Raw genomic sequence first — 16,398 nt, 5'->3', positions numbered from 1 at the left:
AGTATGGTGCAGAACGCCGTTCAGGTGAACACCGTTCAGGATGAAGCGAGGACTCAAGTGCGAGACGACCACGGAACACCGCGCAGAGCGTTCGAGGCGAGCGACCTCGCCCGCGTCGCGGTCTTCGCCGCCCTCATCGCGGCCCTCGGCCTGCCGGGCAGCTTCAGCGTCTTCGGCGGCGTGCCGATCACCGCACAGACCTTCGGCGTCATGCTCGCCGGCGCGATCCTCGGGCCGCGTCTCGGGGCGCTCGCGGTCGTCGCGCTGCTCACGCTCACCGCGGCCGGGCTCCCGTTGCTGGCCGGCGGACGCGGCGGCATCAGCGTCTTCGTCGGACCGTCCGCGGGCTACCTGATCGGCTGGATCGCGGGGGCGTTCGTCGTCGGCCTGATCGTGCACTCGTCCGCCCGCAAGCCGACTGTCTGGCGGACGGCGCTCGCGATGGTCGTCGGCGGCATCCTCGTGATCTACGCCTTTGGCCTGCCCGTCCAGAGTTTGGTGACCCGGCTGTCGCTCCCGCAGACGGCGGTGGCGAGCCTCGTGTTCGTCCCCGGCGACCTGGTGAAGGCCGTGCTGGCTACGGTCACCGTCTCCACGCTTCTGCGCGCGTATCCGCGCGCGTTCCGGCGGAACTGGCGGTCGGTCGAGAGCTTGGAAACCCGGGAAACCGAGAGCCGGGGAGCCGACGACCGGACACCGCCGGCCCCATGAACCCCCGCATAGTCGTGCTGGACGGCGCCACGCACGGGCTGGTCGACCGCCTGCGTGCGGTGCGCGCGGCCGGGGATATCCCGCTCGTCGACGACGTCCGCCGGCCCGAGGCGGAGCGGGAGGCCGTACGCGCCCTCGTGCGGGACGCACGGCCGCACGCCGACGCCGCCTGGGCGACGCTCACCTCCGGGAGCAGCGGCACGCCGCGCATCGTGCTGCGCACCGCCGCGTCCTGGGCGGAGTCGTTCCCGGCTGTCTCGGCGCTCCTCTACGACGACGCCGTGCCGGACGGCGAACGGGTGGTCGCCCTGCCCGCGCCGCCGTCGTCCTCGCTCACGCTGTTCTCCCTGGCGCACGCGCTGGGTGGCGGCCCGCGTCCGGTGTTCCCGGGGCAGGGCGAGGGGGACGGCGACAGCTTCGCCGAGGCCACCTCGTTCCACGGCACGCCCCAGGCGCTGCGCGCCCTGCTCGACGGCGGAGGGCTCCCGCGCGTGCGGACGGCGCTCGTCGGCGGCTCCCACCTGGACGAGAACCTGCGGGCGGACGCCGAAGCCCGGGGCATCCGGGTCATCGCCTACTACGGCGCGGCGGAGCTCTCGTTCGTCGCGGTCGACGACGGCACCGGCCTGCGCCCCTTCCCCGGCGTGGACATCGACGTGCGCGACGGCGAGCTGTGGGTGCGGTCGCCGTACGTGGCCCTCGGGTACCTCGGGGCCGGCGGGCCGCTGCGGCGCGACGGGGACTGGGCGACGGTCGGTGATCTGGCCGAGCTCGATTCCGGGCTCGATTCCGGGCTCGACTCCGTGACCGATCCAGGGAACGCGAACGCGGACGGCGCCCAGGCCCGCACGCTCCGCCTCCGCGGCCGCGCCGACGGCGCCATCATCACTGCCTCGGCGACCGTGATCCCCGAGGAGGTCGAGGCCGAGCTCCGCCGGCTTCCCGCTGTCGCGGACGCCGTCGTCTTCGGACTTCCCGCAGGAAACGTCGGGTCGCTCGTCGCCGCGATGGTCGAACCGACGCCCGGTTCTCCCGAGATCACCGCCGGCACGCTGCGCGGCAGCACGTCGTCCCGGCTGGGCCCGGCACACCGGCCCCGGATCTGGTTCACCGGCGAGCTGCCGCGCAACGCGTCGGGCAAGCCCGCACGCGCCGAGATCGTCCGCCGAGCGCTCGCCGGGGAGGTGACCAGGGTTGCCGGATGAAGCGGTAGTCATCGCGGCCCGCCGGACGCCGATCGGCACCCGCGGGCGGGCGCTCGCGGCCCTGAACGTCGAGCAGCTCGCCGCGCCCGTCCTGCGCGCCGCGCTCGCCGACGCGGAGGCCGCGGTCGGACGCCGGCTCACCGTCGCCGACGTCGTGCTCGGCAACTGCATGGGCCCCGGCGGCAACCCGGCCCGCGTCTCCGCGCTGGCGGCCGGCCTAGGCGTCGAGGTTCCCGGCGCGACTGTGGACCGGCAGTGCGGCAGCGGCCTCGCCGCGGTGCTCGACGCCGCGACCGCGATCCGTGCGGGGGACGACCGGCCGCGGATCGCGGGCGGCGTCGAGAGCCCGTCGACGGCACCGGTCCGCTCGCTCGACGGCGTGCCCTACGAACGCGCCCCGTTCGCCCCGCAGGGCTGGCCGGACCCGGACATGGTGCGCGCCGCCGAGGATCTGGCCACGGCCGACGGCATCAGCCGGGAACGGCAGGACGCCCACGCCGCCCGCAGCCACCAGCGGGCACGCGCCGCGCGAGATGCCGGAAGCTTCGCGGAAGAGCTCGTCCCGCTCGCGGGACTGACCGCCGACGACTCCATCGGCGTCGCCGAGCCGCTGCTGTCCCGGCTGCCCGTGCTTTTCGAGGGCGGCACCCTCACCGCCGGGACGGCTACGCGGATCAGCGACGGGGCCGCGGTGGTCGCCGTTGTGCCTCGCAGACTCGCGGGCCAGGCGCCGGGCCTTCTGCTGCGAGGCCATGCGGTGGTCGGATGCGACCCCGCGCTGCCCGGAATCGGTGCCGCGCCGGCGGTGCGCGCGGCCCTCGACTCCGCAAACGCCAGCCTCGGCGACGTCGCGGCGTTCGAGATCGTCGAGGCGTTCGCTGCCCAGTCCCTGGCCGTGCTCGGCCGCCTCGGCCTCGACGACGACGACCCGCGCGTGTGCGCCGACGGCGGAGCCCTGGCGCTGGGCCATCCGTGGGGCGCGAGCGGCGCGATCAGCGTGGTGCGCCTGTTCGGGCGACTCGTCCGCGCGGGCGCCCCTGCCGGGACGCCGGGCGCCCCTGCCGGGACGCGGGGCGCCCCCGCCGGGACCCTCGGCGTCGCGGCGGCGTCGGTGGGCGGCGGGCTGGGTGTCGCGGCGGTCTTCGAGGTGATCCGGTGAGCGGTATCGAGCTCAAGGGCGCGGGCGTGCGCCTGGGCGACACCGAGGTGCTGCGCGACGTCACGCTGTCGCTGGACGCGCGGACGATCGCCGTCATCGGCGAGAACGGTTCGGGCAAGTCGACCCTCGGGCGCCTGCTCAGCGGCCTGGTCCCCGCCACCGCCGGCACGGTGCGCGTCCTCGGGCTGGATCCGGTGCGCCAGGCCGCCGAGCTGCGCCGCCGCGTCGCGGTGATCTTCAGCAACCCGGACGCGCAGATCATCATGCCCACGGTGGCGGAGGACGTCGCGTTCTCGCTGCGCACCGAGAAGCTGCCGCGCGCCGAGAAGGCAGAACGGGTCACCGCCGCGCTCGAGGAGTTCGGCCTGGCCGAGCTCGCCGAACGGTCCTCGCACGACCTGTCCGGGGGCCAGAAGCAGCTGCTCGCCCTCTGCGGCGCGTTCGTCCGGCGTCCGGACCTGGTGGTCGCCGATGAGCCCACCGCCTACCTGGACGCGCGCAACGCCCGCCGGGTCGCCGACCACCTGCTCGCGGACGCGTCCCACCGCCTGGTGCTGGTCACGCACGACCTCGGGCTCGCGGAACGCTGCGACACCGCGGTGCTGATCCAGGACGGGAGGGTGGCCGAGGTCGGGGCACCCGGCCAGGTGATCGCCACGTACGAGGCAGGCATCAGATGGTGACCCTCTACCGCCCCGGCAACGGCCCGTGGCACCGCCTCCGGGCCGCTCCGAAGACCGCCCTGCTCCTGCTGATAGTGCTCGGCGTCTGCCTGCTGCCGGTGACGTGGTGGGCCGCCGGGGTCATGGTCGCCGTCTGCCTCGCGTGCTATGCGGTGCCGGGCGCGGGGCTGCGCGAGCTCGGCCGGCAGCTCGTCGCGATCCGCTGGGTGATCGGCCTGACCCTCGTCGGCCAGCTCGTCTTCCTCGGTCCGGAGAGCGCGGCGGCGAACACCACGCGGGTCGCCGTCGCCTGTGCGCTCGCCGCGCTGCTCGCCCTGACCACCCCGGCGACCGAACTGCTGGAGGTCATCGAGCGGGCGATGCAGCCGCTCGCGTGGCTGCGGATCGACCCGCGGCGCGCGGCGCTGACGCTGTCCGTGACGCTGAGCACGCTGCCCGTGCTCGCCGGCCTGGCCCGGGACGTCCGCGAGGCGCAGCGCGCCCGCGGCGGCGGACGGAGCCTTCGGCACTTCGCGATGCCGTTCCTCGTCATGGCGCTCAAGCACGCGGACGAGCTCGGCGACGCCCTCGCTGCCCGGGGCGTGCGATGAGGCCCGTGGTGCTCGGCCCCACGGTCGACGAGCAGACCAGGTGCATCCACTACCGGACGCCGCTCGACATCATCGCCATCCGGTTCGCGTGCTGTGGCCGGTACTACCCGTGCCACCTGTGCCACGACCAGACCGCCGACCACCCGTCGCGGCCGTGGCCTTCGGGTGCGGACGACGAGCGGGCGGTGCTCTGCGGGGCGTGCTGGACGGAGCTGACCGTCACCCAGTACGTGGGCGCCGGGAGCTGCCCGGCCTGCGCGGCCCCGTTCAACCCCGGCTGCGCCCGTCATCATTCAATCTACTTCGGATAGTCGCGCCGACCTGAGAGAGTCGTCCCCGTGACTGACGACCGCACCGCGCAGACCCTCCGCTCCATCGCCCCCTACCTGGCCGACTGGGCCTCGTTCCAGGCCGCCTACCACGGCATGCCCGGCCTACAGCTGGCCGTCGGCCGCCGCGGCGAGGTCTTCGTCGACCTCGCGTGGGGCACGGCGAACCTGGAGACGGGGGAGGCCATGACCAGCGACCACCTGTTCCGCGTCGCCTCCCACTCCAAGACGTTCACGACCGTCCTGGTCATGCAGCTCGTCGAACGTGGCGAGCTGCGCCTGGACGACGTCGTCGGCGGGCTCGTCCCGGAGCTCGACTCGTCGAAGGCCGCCGAGATCACCGTCCGCGAGCTGCTCGGCCACCAGGCGGGCATCATCCGCGACTCCTCGGACGGCGACTTCTGGCAGTACGAGCGCCCCTTCCTCGACCGCGAGCAGGTGCTGGAGTGCGTACGCACCGAGGGCGTCGTGTTCGAGCCGAACGAGCACTTCAAGTACACGAACATCGGCTACAGCCTGCTCGGCATCATCATCGAGCGCGTCACCGGCAAGACGTACGACGAGGTGGCGCGCGCCGCCGTCGTCGAACCGCTGGGCCTGACCCGGACCGGGACCGAGCTCGACCCCGCCCGCGCGGACGAGTACGCGGCAGGCCACACCGGCCGCATCTCGCACGACGACGCCCGCCGCGTCATCCCGCACGTCGACACCCGCGCCATGGCCGCGGCTACCGGCTGGTACTCCACCGCGCTCGAGATGGTCCGCTACGGCGCCACCCACGTGCTCGGCGACACCACGCTGCTCACCGACAAGAGCAAGCGCCTGGTCCAGCGCGAGGAGTCGACCGTGGCGGTCCGAGGCCGTGAGCTGGGCCGGTACGGCGTCGGCATCGAGCTCGGCAAGGTCGGCGACCGAGAGCTCGTCGGACACTCCGGTGGCTACCCCGGCCACATCACGCGCACCTGGATCGACCCCGTCGACGGCCTCGTGGTCTCCGCGCTGACGAACGCCGTCGACGGCATCGCCAACCAGATCGCCAACGGCGTCATCCAGATCGTCAACCTGGCGCTCGCGGCGGCGGACGAGGTCGCGGCGGCCGAGACCGGCGGGAACCCGGTGCCGCCCGTCCCGGCGGACGCGCCCGTCGGGCGGTTCGCCAACCTGTGGGGCGTGTTCGACGTCGCCGACCTCGGCGGGATCCTGCACACCATCAACCCGCGCCTCCCGCAGCCGGCCGAGGCGGCGCAGCGGCTCGTCGTGTCGGACGGGCGTCTCGTGCAGGAGCCGGTCGCCGGGTTCGGCGCGGTGGGCGAGCCGGTGCAGGTCGAGCGGGACGCGGGCGGCGCCGTGGTCGCCGCCCGCTTCGGCGCGATGACGGCGTGGCCGGTCGAGGAGTACCGCACGCGCGTCCTGGGCGGGTAGAAGCGCGCGGCCCCACCAACCGTTGGTCGAGCTTGTCGAGACCCCGTGGGTCGCTCGCGAGGTCTCGACAAGCTCGACCAACGGGTGCTCGGGCGCCCTAGGAGTTCAGCGCCGCCGTCGGCGGCGTCCGAGCCGCCCGGATCGACGGGTAGAGGCCCGCGACCGCGCCGATCAGCACGGTCGCCGCCACAGCCGCGACCAGCACGAGCGGCGGCAGCGCGAGCAGCCACCCGTTCACCACGGTGAAGACGGCGGTCACACCCAGCCCCAGCACCGCCCCGCCGATGCCGCCCAGCAGGGTGAGCAGCACCGCCTCCGTGAGGAACTGCTGCCGGATGTGCGCGCGGGTGGCGCCCAGGGCCCGGCGCAGCCCGATCTCCCGGCGGCGTTCCAGCACCGAGATGATCATCGTGTTGGCCACGCCGACGCCGCCGACCAGCAGCGCCACCGACCCGAGCCCGACGAGGAGCCCGGCGAACGTGGTGTCGGCCGCGTACTTCGCGGCGAGCGCGTCCGACGGTCGGCTGACGCTCACCTCCTCCGGCGCCTCGGGACGCACGGTGGCGGGCAGCAGCTCGCGCACCTGGGCGACCGACTCGTCGGTGGACCGCTCGTACACCGTGGTCGGCTCGCCCGTGTGGCCGAGCCGTTCCTTCGCCACGTGCGTCGAGACCAGCACGGACCCGTCGAGCTCCGGCGCCAGCGGCACGGGCCGCAGGATCCCGATGACGGTGAACTTCTCGCCGCCGAGCACGATCTGGCTCCCGACCTCGGTGATCGCCAGGCGCGCCGCGGCGTCGCTCCCGAGCACCACGGTGGGGAAGCGCTCCTGCGCGGCGTCGAACCAGAGGCCCGCCGCCAGCTTCCCGCCGGTCACCGACAACAGCTCCTGGTCGGCGGCCAGCACGCCGAGGCCGTTGGTGTTGCGCGGGTCGATGAACTCGCTGCGGTACACCGCGAGGTCCTCCAGCCGCGCGACCGAGCTCGCCCCGAGCACGCCCGAGATGCGGCGCACCTGGTCCACGGTCTGCGGCGGCAGCGTGGCGTCCCGCCCGTCGAGCGTCTGCCCCGGCGTGACCGTGAGCAGGTTGGTGCCGAGCTGCGAGAGCTGCTGGGCGAACCGCGCCTGGCTCGACGTCGAGATGCCGACCACCGCCACCATCGCGGCGATGCCGATCGCGATCCCGAGCGCGGACAGGACCGCCCGCGTGGGCCGGGACCGGAGCCCGGCCGACCCGAGCCGCAGCACGTCCCGCCCGAGCAGCCGCGACCGCGGATCCCGGCTCATCCGGCACCCCCGCCCGAGCCCGCACGGCCGCTCGCCGGCCGGCCTGCCAGGCCGCCCGCGGGCACACCGGCCGGCAAGTCCTCCGGACAGATCCGCCCGTCCTTGAGCGCCACCTGACGCGGTAGCGTCGCGGCGAGCTTCGGGTCGTGCGTGATGACGACGACGGTCGTGCCCGCCTCGTTGAGGTCGAGCAGCAGCCCCAGGATCGCCGCCCCGTTGACGCTGTCCAGGTTCCCGGTCGGCTCGTCCGCCAGCAGCACGGACGGATTGCCCACGACGGCGCGCGCGATCGCCACCCGCTGCCGCTCACCGCCCGAGAGCTGGTGCGGCCGGTGCCGCGCCCGTCCGGCGAGCCCTACGCGCTCCAGCGCGCCGAGGGCCCGCCGTCGGCGCTCCGCCTGCGGCACCCCGGTGTAGAGCAGCCCGTCCGCGACGGCGTCGACGGCCGGGATGCCCTCGGTGAGGTGGAACTGCTGGAACACGAACCCGATGCGGTGGGCGCGCAGCGCGGACAGCTCGTCGTCGCTGAGCGTGGCGACGTCGACGCCGTCGATCACCGCCTGCCCGCTGCTGGGCCGGTCCAGCGTGCCCATCAGGTTCAGCAACGTCGACTTGCCGGAACCCGACGGCCCGACGACGGCGACGAGCTCGCCTCGCGCGATGCCGAGGTCCACGCCGTCCAGCGCCCGGACCGGCGGGTGCCCGTACTCGCGCACCACCCCGCGCAGCTCGATCACGGGCGCGCTCATCCGGGCACCACCACGTGGTCGCCCTCGGCGAGGTCGCCGCCGGTGATCTCCACGAAGCCCTGCACGAACGCGCCCGTCTCGACCGGCGTGGGCACGACGTCGCCGTCCGCGCCCTGCTTCTCCACGCCCAGCCCGCCGCCCGGCAGGGCGATGAGCGCCGTGACCGGCACCGCGAGCACCTGCTCGTGCACCTCCTCGCGGAACCCCACGGTGACCGAGATGCGCTGCAGCTCGCCCGCGGCGTCGGGGTCCTCCAGGGCGACCGTCACGGGCACCACCACGGACTTGTCGCTGCCGTTCGGCACCTCGACCGGCGAGCCGACGGCGGTCACCTTGCCCGGCGTCTCGGTCCCGCCCGGGATCCGCACGGTCACCGCCGAGCCCTTGCGGGCCACGCGCTGGTCCGCCACCGGGAGCTGCACGCTCACCGTCCGGTCCCGGCCCGTCAGGGTCAGCACCTCGGTGCCGGGACCCGTGCGGTCGCCGACGGCCCCCACCACCGCGCCGACCCGCCGCGACCCGGGCTCGAACACGATCCGCCCCAGCTCGACCGCCCCCGTGCGCGGCATGCCCAGCGACTCCTCCCAGTCCCGCACGGCCTCGCGCGTCACCCAGTCGAACCGCTCGTCCGGCGTCCCGTCGAAGAACCCCAGGTCGTGCAGGTTCTCCTCGAGCTGGACCACGTCCTTGCCCTTGCTCATGGTGACGTCGAACCCCCGCCACGGCGGCAGCTCGCCCCGCAGGAGGATCACCGGCGTGTTGTCCACCCGGTACAGCGCCCCACCCGGCTCGATCACGTCGCCGACGTCGGGCAGCCCGGTCAGCGTCCCGCTCAGGCCGCTCTGCAACGGCTGCGGGTCGGCGTAGTCGAGCTCGCCCGGCGTCGTCGTGACGTCGGCGAGATCCTGCCGCTCCACCTGCGCCAGCTCCACCGATGGGCGGCCGGTGGGCTGGTCGTCGTCGCGCGCGGAGCCCTGGGCCAGGACGAGCCCCGTCGCGGTGCAGCCGCCGGCGACCACCAGCGCCGTCACGCCGAGCACGACCCCTGTGCGTCGCCTGGTCACTGGGCCGGCACCCCGCTGGTGACGTCCATGTCGCACTCCTTGAGGGCCTCCTCGGTGATACCTCCCGGCATGCCCAGGCCCTCGCCGGGCGCGGGGTCCTCGACGTCGTACCCCTGCTCGCGGAGACACGCCGCCAGGTCGAGGAGGTTCTCGCGCATCTCCTCGGCGTCGGGACCGCCCGAGCTGCCCGACGAGCCGGAGCCGACCGGCGACGGCCCGAGCTTCTCGAGGCACGCCTCGGTCGCCTCCTGCCGGGCGGGCGTCTCGTCCTGGGGGCGGGTGGCGACGGACCCGCCCTCCGCGTTCGGGTCCTCCACGTCGATGCCGTGCTCGCGCATGCACGCGGCGTAGTCGAGGCCCCACTGCTGGGCGTCGGTCTCGACGACCTCGCCGCCCTGGCCGCCCTGGCCGGACGGCGCGGTGTCCGGGGTGGGGGTCTGGCTGCACGCGGCGAGGCTCACGGCCAGCAGCGGCACGGCGAGCAGCGCTGTCAGGCGGGCCACAGACTGGTGCCGGATCGTTCGGGGTCGGATGCGCACGGGCTTCGTCCTCTCGTGATGGTCGGCGGTCCGGTGCGGGCCGCCGCGGCACCAGTCAGCCCGAGCGGGGGTTAGGTCAGCGTCAGCGAAAACGCAGAGGTTCTCTTTATCCCCGTCGTGCTTGACTCGCCGCACGACCCCGCGCGTCCGCCCACCGCGGCCGGGGTCCGGGCGTGCGAGAGGAGAGTCATGCGAGTGCTTGTCGTGGAGGACCAGGTGTTCCTCGCCGAGGCGGTCCAGACGGCGCTGCGCCGGGAGGCGATCACGGCCGACGTCGTGCACGACGGCGACGCCGCCCTGGCCGCGGTCGACGTGCACGCCTACGACGTCGTGGTGCTCGACCGCGACCTGCCCGGCACGCACGGCGACGAGGTCTGCCGGGTCCTCGCCGCCCAGGACGACGGCCCCCGCGTGCTCATGCTCACGGCCGCCTGGCGGCTGGAGGAGAAGGTCTCGGGGTTCGAGCTCGGCGCCGACGACTACCTCGCCAAGCCCTTCGAGCTCGCCGAGCTCGTCGTCCGGCTCCGCGCGCTGAACCGGCGCGGCGGCCCCGCCCAGCCGCCCGCGCTGGACCTGGGCGGCGTGGTGCTCGACCCGTTCCGGCGCGAGGTGTACCGCGACGGGCGGCTGGTGCGGCTGTCCCGCAAGGAGTTCGCGGTGCTGGAGCTGCTGATGCGGGCGCGCGGGGGAGTGATCAGCGCGGAGACGCTCCTGGAGAAGGCGTGGGACGAGCACACCGACCCGTTCACCAACGCGCCCCGGGTCACGATCAGCACGCTGCGCCGCAAGCTCGGCACCCCGGCCGTCATCGCCACGGTGCCGGGTGTGGGGTACCGGATCGAGACGGGGGCGGCGTCGTGAACGGGCGTGGGTCCGGGGAGCGGACGGCGCGGCGCCAGGGGCGCCTCAGGCGGCCGAGGCTCCGGCTCGGCACCGTGCGGGCCCGGTTCACGCTCGCCTACGCGGGCCTGCTGGGCGGCACCGGGGTCGCGTTGGTCGTGCTCTTCTACGCCTACCTGGACGTCGCGAACCTCGTGCAGGTCGGCATACGGCCCACCGAGGCGGACGGCGGAAGCGGTGTGCCGCCGGAGCCCTGGCCGGACGGCGAGATGGCGTCCGCGGAGAGCCGGACCGTCGCCAACGCGGGCCTCATCGCCCTCGTCCTCGTCGTGGTGCTGATCGCGATGTGGATCGGGTGGCTGATCGCGGGCCGGCTGCTGCGACCCCTGGACGCGATCAACGACACGGCGGTCCGGGTGGGGCACGGCGACCTCAGCCGCCGCGTGGAGCTGACCGGTCCGGACGACGAGTTCGCGAACCTCGCCCGGGTGCTCAACGCGATGCTGGACCGCATCCGCCAGTCCGTGGAGGCGCACCGCCGGTTCGCGGCGAACGCCTCCCACGAGCTGCGCACACCGCTCGCCACGAACAAGGCGATGCTGTCGGTCGCGCTCGACGACCCGGCGGACGCCGACCTGGTGCGGCTGGCGAGCCGCCTGCAGCAGGTCAACGAGCACAGCATCGAGACCGTCGAGGCCCTGCTCGACCTGGCCGACATCGGCCAGGCGCCCCTCGACCTGGAGGCCGTGGACCTGGCCCGGATCACGGCCGGCCAGGTCGAGGACCTGCGGGGCGAGGCCGGGGCGCGGTCCGTCACCGTGACCACGGACCTGCGTCCCGCGCCCGCCTACGGCAGCCCGGTGCTGCTGACCCGGCTGGTGGCGAACCTCCTGCAGAACGCCACGCGGCACAACCACGACGGCGGCGAGGTCTGGGTCCGGACCGGGGAGCGTGACGGCGCGGCGTGGGTGGAGGTGGCCAACACGGGCGCCGTCGTGCCGCCCGAGGTAGCGCCCACGCTCGTGGACCCGTTCGTGCGGCGGCAGGGCCGCACGGAGGGTCGCGCCGGGGGTCGCACCGGGGGCCCGGAGCATGCCGGGCGCGGGCTGGGCCTGGCGATCGTCGACTCCATCGCGACGGCGCACCGCGCGCGGCTCGACGTGGTGCCGCGGGACGGCGGCGGCCTGCGGGTGAGCGTGCTCCTGCCGCGGTAGCGTTGGCAGGTGACTTTCAACGAGGGCGGTCAGTTCGAGGGTGGTCGGGTCCGCAAGGGCGGCGGACGCCGGGGCGCCGTCGCCGTGGGCGGTGGCGGCGGCGTGGCGCTCGTCATCGCGCTGGTCTACATGCTCGTGACCGGCAACAGCCCGCAGGACATCCTCGGCGGCACCACGTCGGGCGGCGGGGACACCGGCGAGGCGGGCTACATCGGTCAGTGCACGGCCGAGCAGGCCAACACCGACCAGGAGTGCCGCCTGAACGCCGCGGTCCAGTCGCTCGACGCCTACTGGGCGACGGCGCTCCCGGAGCAGGGCGGGGTCGAGTACCAGATGCCCGAGGTCGTGAGCTTCACCGACGCCGTCGACACGGGCTGCGGTTCGGCGACGTCGGCCACCGGGCCGTTCTACTGCCCCGCCGACACCACCGTGTACGAGGACCTCGCGTTCTACGACCAGCTCTCCAGCCAGTTCGGCGCCGAGGGCGGGCCGCTGGCCGAGATGTACGTGACGGCGCACGAGTTCGGGCACCACATCGAGAACCAGCTCGGGCTGTTCGAGCGGGCCGACCGGTCGGGCACCGGTCCCGAGTCCGACTCGGTGCGCATCGAGCTGATGGCCGACTGCCTCGCCGGCATGTGGGCGGGCACCGCCGCCACGACCGAGGACCCGGACACGGGCGTCCCGTTCCTCGAACCGATCGAGCGGGCGGAGCTGGAGCAGGCGCTCTCGGCCGCAGCCGCCGTCGGCGACGACAACATCCAGCGGCGGTCGGGCGGCGACGTGAACCCCGAGGCCTTCTCGCACGGCTCCAGCGAGCAGCGCGTCAAGTGGTTCAGCATCGGCTACAACGGCGGCACCATCCAGGACTGCAACGCGCTGGACGCGTCGTCCCTCTGACCGTACGGTTGGCGCATGCACCTCAGCGCACGCACGACGACGCCGGACCCCTCCGGCGCGCGCTGACCCTGCACTCAGCAACCCAAGCCCCGGAGCTCGCTCCGGGGCTTTTGGTTTGCCCGGCACCGGGGCGGTTCCTCCACCGAAGGAGCAACCATGAACGACGTCGCCATCACCGACCGGAGCGAACCGGTCCTCGACCACCGCGAGCTCGGCCGCGACATGCGGATCTTCGAGTCGAGCCCGCTCGTCGGCCCCGGCCTGCCGCTGTGGCTGCCCGCCGGCGCGGCCGTGCGGTACGAGCTGGAGCAGTACGCCCGCGAGGTGGCGCTGCGCACCAGCTGCGAACCCGTGTACTCGCCGGTGCTCGGCAAGCGGTCGCTGTTCGAGCGGTCGGGTCACTGGGCCAAGTTCGCCGACGACATGTTCCCGCCCATGGCCATGGGCGACTCCGACGTCGACCCGCTCGTGCTGCGCCCGGCCAACTGCCCGCACCATGCGCAGATCTACGCGTCCGAGCCGCGCTCGTACCGCGACCTGCCCGTGCGGTACTCGGAGCTCGCGCCGATGTTCCGGGCGGAACGGTCCGGCGTGCTGTCCGGGCTGAGCCGCGTGCGGCAGATCAACCTCGACGACGCGCACGTGTTCTGCCGTCCCGACCAGGTGGCGGACGAGGTGCACGTCGCGCTGGCCGCCGTCCTGGAGGTGCTCGACACCCTGGGGATCGAGGTGTCGTACCTGCGGCTGTCCGGCCGGGACGACTCCGGCAGGTGGCTCGGCGCGCCCGAGCAGTGGGCGGCCGCTGAGGGGGCGCTCCGGGCGGTGCTGACCCGGCTCGCGGGCGGGCTGGACTGGCGCGCCGAGGCGGGGGAGGCGGCGTTCTACGGGCCCAAGATCGACGTCCAGGTGCTCGACGCGCGCGGGCACGAGGAGACCCTCGCGACCGTGCAGCTCGACTTCAACCAGCCGGAGCGGTTCGACCTGACCTACGTGGCGGCGTCCGGCGAGCGGGAGCGGGTGGTGATGATCCACCGCGGCACCGTGGGCGCGATGGAGCGGATGGTCGCCTTCCTCCTGGAGCGGCACGCCGGCCGGCTGCCGTTCTGGCTCGCGCCGGTGCAGGTCTGCCTGCTGCCGGTGGGTGGCTCCGGGGCCGACGGCGGGGCGGGTGACGGCTCTGCGGGTGACGGCTCTGCGGTCGACGGCGGCGCCGCGGACCAGGTCGATGAGCTGGCCGCCGAACTGCGCGCCCGGGGGCTGCGCGTGCGGGTGGAGCGGGACGGGTCGCTCGGCAACCGCATCCGGCTCGCCCGTCAGCGCCGGGACGCGCTGCTGGGGGTGCTCGGGCCGCGCGAGATCGAGGCGGGGGGTGCTCGCGGTCACCGACCCGGCGTCGGGCGTGAAGTCTTCCGTACTGCTCTCCGAGCTGGGGGACAGGCTGGCGGAGGCGGCGCGGAAGCGGGTGGCGCGGGTCGGGTGGTGAGGGTCTCGACAGGCTCGACCAGCGGTATCGGGCTTGACCAGCAGGGGGTCTCGGCAAGCTCGACCGGCGCAGGAGGCGGGGTCAGGGGGGCCCAGGTGCGGTGGTCCCGGGCGGCCAGGTGGATGATCTCCAGCTCGCGGTCGGTGAGCATCTGCCGCCGGCTCTCGAGCCACGGCACCAGCTCGTCCGCCGTGAGCACCTCGACGCCGTCGCGCGGACCCTCCACACGGGGCTGGTCCGTCCGGACGAAGACGATGAGCGCCTGCACGCTGATCGGCACGCGCGTCGCGCGGCCCAGGATCTCCTGGGTGCGGCGCGCGGCGTCCCGGGCGAGGTCGGCGGTCACGTCCTGGGTGGGGCGGTACACGGAGTGGATGGTGTAGACGCCGGACGGCCCGATCACGAGCTGGTCGAGCTCGAGCTCGGCGGGCCGCTGCCCCGAGCGTGTCGTGGGGGCGGAGCGGACCGACTGGAGGACGCGCCAGACGGGACGCTTGGCCACGAGCTCCCAGAGCTCCTGGGCGACGGCCCGGACGCCGGCGATCCGGCGGCTCAGTGCCCGGTGCCGCTCGTCGGGCTGTCCGGTGAGCCGGCCGCGCACCACCGACGTGAAGTGCTGCCGGGTGTAGGCGCGGCGTTCGTCGAGGAGGTGCTTGGCCGGTCGGTTGTTCGTCAGGTCATCTCCGCGGGCCAGGCGGCCGGTGCGGAGATTGGGTAGTGCGTCGGCGACGGTGACGGGAACGCTCGGGGAGTCTGTGCCCATGGGCGGACCGTACGTCCGGGACGGTTTCACCGCGCGCTCTGGCGGTGAAACGTCCGCTCTATCACCCGCCGGGCCGTCCGTGGCCTCCGCGAGCGGCCCGGCGTCCTACTCCGCCGCGTCCTGCTCCACGGCGGGCCCCGCCGGGAACGCGCGGCGGGCCACGAGCACCACCACCAACGCCGTCAGGACAAGGGCCACGCCGACGTAGGGCACGGCGGCGAGCCCGACGCCGTCGAGCACCAGCGCCCCGAGCGCCGCCCCGCCGCCGATCCCGATGTTGGCGGTGGAGTTGACGAGCGCCCCGACGACGTCGGGCGAGGCCCCTCGGGTGCGGATCGCCGCCGTCTGGAAGACGGCGGCGACCGCGCCGAAGCCGATGCTCCACACCGCGGCCGCCGCGAGCGTGCCCACGGTGCCGGGGAAGGTGAGGCCGAGCGTCAGGATCCCCGGCCGCGACGACCCCGAGCGTGACGACGGTGGTCTGCCGGAGCCGCACGTCGAGCCGGGCTGCGGCGTACCAGGCGCCGATGAGGCCGAGCGCCCCGATCAGGAGGAGCGCGGGGCCGAGCGCCGCCGTCGCGAGGCCGGCCGCCAGCAGCAGCACCGATACATAGGTGTAGACCGTGTAGTGGCCGAGGTAGACGAGGGCGTTCGCTGACGTGACCTGGGCGAGGGCGGTGCGGCGGGCGCCCCGGGCGGCGTCGGCCGGGGGAGTGCCGCCGCCAGCGACGGACGGCAGCAGCAGCGCGGTGAGCACCGCGGCGAGCGTGCATGCCCCGGCCAGCACCAGGAACGAGGTGCGCCAGCCGACGGCGGTGCCGAGCGACGTCGTCAGCGGCACGCCGAGCACGAAGCCCGCGGACGCGCCCAGCGTGACCAGTGCGAGCGCGCGGCCCGCGAGGTGCGGGCGCACCAGCCGGGACGCGTACCCGATGCTCACCGAGAAGAAGACCGCGTGGGCCGCGCCGCCCAGCGCCCGGGCCACCGCGACGAGCGCGAACGTGGGCGCGACCGCGACGATCACGTTGCTCAGGACGTAGACCCCGAGGGTGGTGAGCAGCAGCGTCTTGCGGGGCAGCCTGCGCGTGGCCGACGTCAGCGGCACGGCGAGCACCGCGACCATGAACGCGTAGGCGGTCACGAGCAGCCCGGCGACACCTTCGGAGACGTCAAGATCGTCGCTGATCAGGGGCAGCAGCCCTACAGGAACCAGCTCGGTGGTGATGGCGACGAAGGTAGCGAGCGCCAGGGCGAACAACCCGCCGGCCGCCTCGCGGACGTCGCCAGGCTGCCAGGACGCGGTCCGGTGGCTCGGTGAAGGCATGGGCTCCATCCCAGACCAGGCCGAGCCCCGCTGGCAAGGCGACCGGCCGACATGTGACCAGACGCCTCCGCACGTGTCAGACGCTCAGATCACTCGAGTGACCTGAGCGTCTGACACATGCCGGAGCGTCTGACA

Annotated in this window: 16 protein-coding genes; 11 read left to right on the top strand and 5 right to left on the bottom strand. The window is 74.2% G+C overall.

Annotation, left to right across the window (positions count from 1 at the left end; all coding sequences use genetic code 11):
* Positions 1–3: 3 nt before the first annotated feature.
* Genes ACNYC2_RS14520 through ACNYC2_RS14490 form a run of 7 tightly spaced genes read left to right on the top strand, consistent with a single transcriptional unit; the run spans position 4 to position 6,099 of the window.
* A complete protein-coding gene (locus tag ACNYC2_RS14520) occupies positions 4–711 on the top strand; it encodes a biotin transporter BioY (protein ID WP_419707707.1) in 708 nt (235 codons plus the stop codon).
* Complete coding sequence (locus tag ACNYC2_RS14515; RefSeq protein ID WP_419707706.1) at positions 708–1,916, top strand: AMP-binding protein; 1,209 nt, start codon at positions 708–710, stop codon at positions 1,914–1,916. The genes ACNYC2_RS14520 and ACNYC2_RS14515 overlap by 4 nt, the downstream gene beginning before the upstream one ends.
* Positions 1,906–3,075 (top strand): thiolase family protein, encoded by a 1,170-nt coding sequence (locus ACNYC2_RS14510; RefSeq protein ID WP_419707705.1) that lies wholly within the window; start codon positions 1,906–1,908, stop codon positions 3,073–3,075. Before ACNYC2_RS14515 ends, ACNYC2_RS14510 begins: the two co-directional genes overlap by 11 nt.
* The gene (locus ACNYC2_RS14505) at positions 3,072–3,758 is read left to right on the top strand and encodes an energy-coupling factor ABC transporter ATP-binding protein (RefSeq protein ID WP_419707704.1); all 687 of its coding nucleotides are present in this window, start codon (positions 3,072–3,074) and stop codon (positions 3,756–3,758) included. Before ACNYC2_RS14510 ends, ACNYC2_RS14505 begins: the two co-directional genes overlap by 4 nt.
* Positions 3,752–4,348, top strand: a complete 597-nt coding sequence (locus ACNYC2_RS14500) for an energy-coupling factor transporter transmembrane component T family protein (RefSeq protein WP_419707703.1) — start codon at positions 3,752–3,754, stop codon at positions 4,346–4,348. The genes ACNYC2_RS14505 and ACNYC2_RS14500 overlap by 7 nt, the downstream gene beginning before the upstream one ends.
* Positions 4,345–4,659 (top strand): CHY zinc finger protein, encoded by a 315-nt coding sequence (locus ACNYC2_RS14495; RefSeq protein ID WP_419707702.1) that lies wholly within the window; start codon positions 4,345–4,347, stop codon positions 4,657–4,659. The genes ACNYC2_RS14500 and ACNYC2_RS14495 overlap by 4 nt, the downstream gene beginning before the upstream one ends.
* A 27-nt stretch (positions 4,660–4,686) precedes the next feature.
* Positions 4,687–6,099, top strand: a complete 1,413-nt coding sequence (locus ACNYC2_RS14490; protein WP_419707701.1) for a serine hydrolase domain-containing protein — start codon at positions 4,687–4,689, stop codon at positions 6,097–6,099.
* A gap of 97 nt (positions 6,100–6,196) precedes the next feature.
* Here the strand turns inward: ACNYC2_RS14490 and ACNYC2_RS14485 are convergent, their stop codons facing one another.
* The 4 genes from ACNYC2_RS14485 to ACNYC2_RS14470 are packed head-to-tail and all read right to left on the bottom strand — an operon-like array spanning position 6,197 to position 9,703.
* Positions 6,197–7,387, bottom strand: a complete 1,191-nt coding sequence (locus tag ACNYC2_RS14485) for an ABC transporter permease (RefSeq protein WP_419707700.1) — start codon at positions 7,385–7,387, stop codon at positions 6,197–6,199.
* Positions 7,384–8,136 carry an ABC transporter ATP-binding protein gene (locus ACNYC2_RS14480; RefSeq protein WP_419707699.1) on the bottom strand — a complete coding sequence of 251 codons (753 nt, stop codon included), beginning with the start codon at positions 8,134–8,136 and terminating at the stop codon, positions 7,384–7,386. Before ACNYC2_RS14480 ends, ACNYC2_RS14485 begins: the two co-directional genes overlap by 4 nt.
* Positions 8,133–9,200 (bottom strand): efflux RND transporter periplasmic adaptor subunit, encoded by a 1,068-nt coding sequence (locus ACNYC2_RS14475; RefSeq protein ID WP_419707698.1) that lies wholly within the window; start codon positions 9,198–9,200, stop codon positions 8,133–8,135. Before ACNYC2_RS14475 ends, ACNYC2_RS14480 begins: the two co-directional genes overlap by 4 nt.
* Entirely contained in the window at positions 9,197–9,703 is a 507-nt protein-coding gene (locus ACNYC2_RS14470) for a hypothetical protein (protein ID WP_419707697.1), read from the bottom strand. Before ACNYC2_RS14470 ends, ACNYC2_RS14475 begins: the two co-directional genes overlap by 4 nt.
* A gap of 225 nt (positions 9,704–9,928) precedes the next feature.
* Between ACNYC2_RS14470 and ACNYC2_RS14465 the strand changes: the two genes are divergently transcribed.
* The 4 genes from ACNYC2_RS14465 to ACNYC2_RS14450 all read left to right on the top strand — a co-directional run bounded on the left by ACNYC2_RS14465 (position 9,929) and on the right by ACNYC2_RS14450 (position 14,559).
* Positions 9,929–10,600, top strand: a complete 672-nt coding sequence (locus tag ACNYC2_RS14465) for a response regulator transcription factor (protein ID WP_419707696.1) — start codon at positions 9,929–9,931, stop codon at positions 10,598–10,600.
* The gene (locus ACNYC2_RS14460; protein ID WP_419707695.1) at positions 10,597–11,793 is read left to right on the top strand and encodes a HAMP domain-containing sensor histidine kinase; all 1,197 of its coding nucleotides are present in this window, start codon (positions 10,597–10,599) and stop codon (positions 11,791–11,793) included. The genes ACNYC2_RS14465 and ACNYC2_RS14460 overlap by 4 nt, the downstream gene beginning before the upstream one ends.
* A 9-nt stretch (positions 11,794–11,802) precedes the next feature.
* Complete coding sequence (locus ACNYC2_RS14455; RefSeq protein ID WP_419707694.1) at positions 11,803–12,693, top strand: neutral zinc metallopeptidase; 891 nt, start codon at positions 11,803–11,805, stop codon at positions 12,691–12,693.
* Positions 12,694–12,849: 156 nt separating this feature from the next.
* Entirely contained in the window at positions 12,850–14,559 is a 1,710-nt protein-coding gene (locus ACNYC2_RS14450) for an aminoacyl--tRNA ligase-related protein (protein ID WP_419707693.1), read from the top strand.
* Between the two features lie 441 nt (positions 14,560–15,000).
* Here the strand turns inward: ACNYC2_RS14450 and ACNYC2_RS14445 are convergent, their stop codons facing one another.
* Positions 15,001–16,263, bottom strand: coding sequence for an MFS transporter (locus tag ACNYC2_RS14445; RefSeq protein WP_419707692.1), 1,263 nt, complete (start codon positions 16,261–16,263; stop codon positions 15,001–15,003).
* Positions 16,264–16,398: the final 135 nt, after the last annotated feature.

The organism is Promicromonospora sp. NFX87 (genome assembly GCF_048564965.1).
Classification (GTDB): domain Bacteria; phylum Actinomycetota; class Actinomycetes; order Actinomycetales; family Cellulomonadaceae; genus Promicromonospora.
This window is presented reverse-complemented; position numbering and strand designations above follow the sequence as displayed.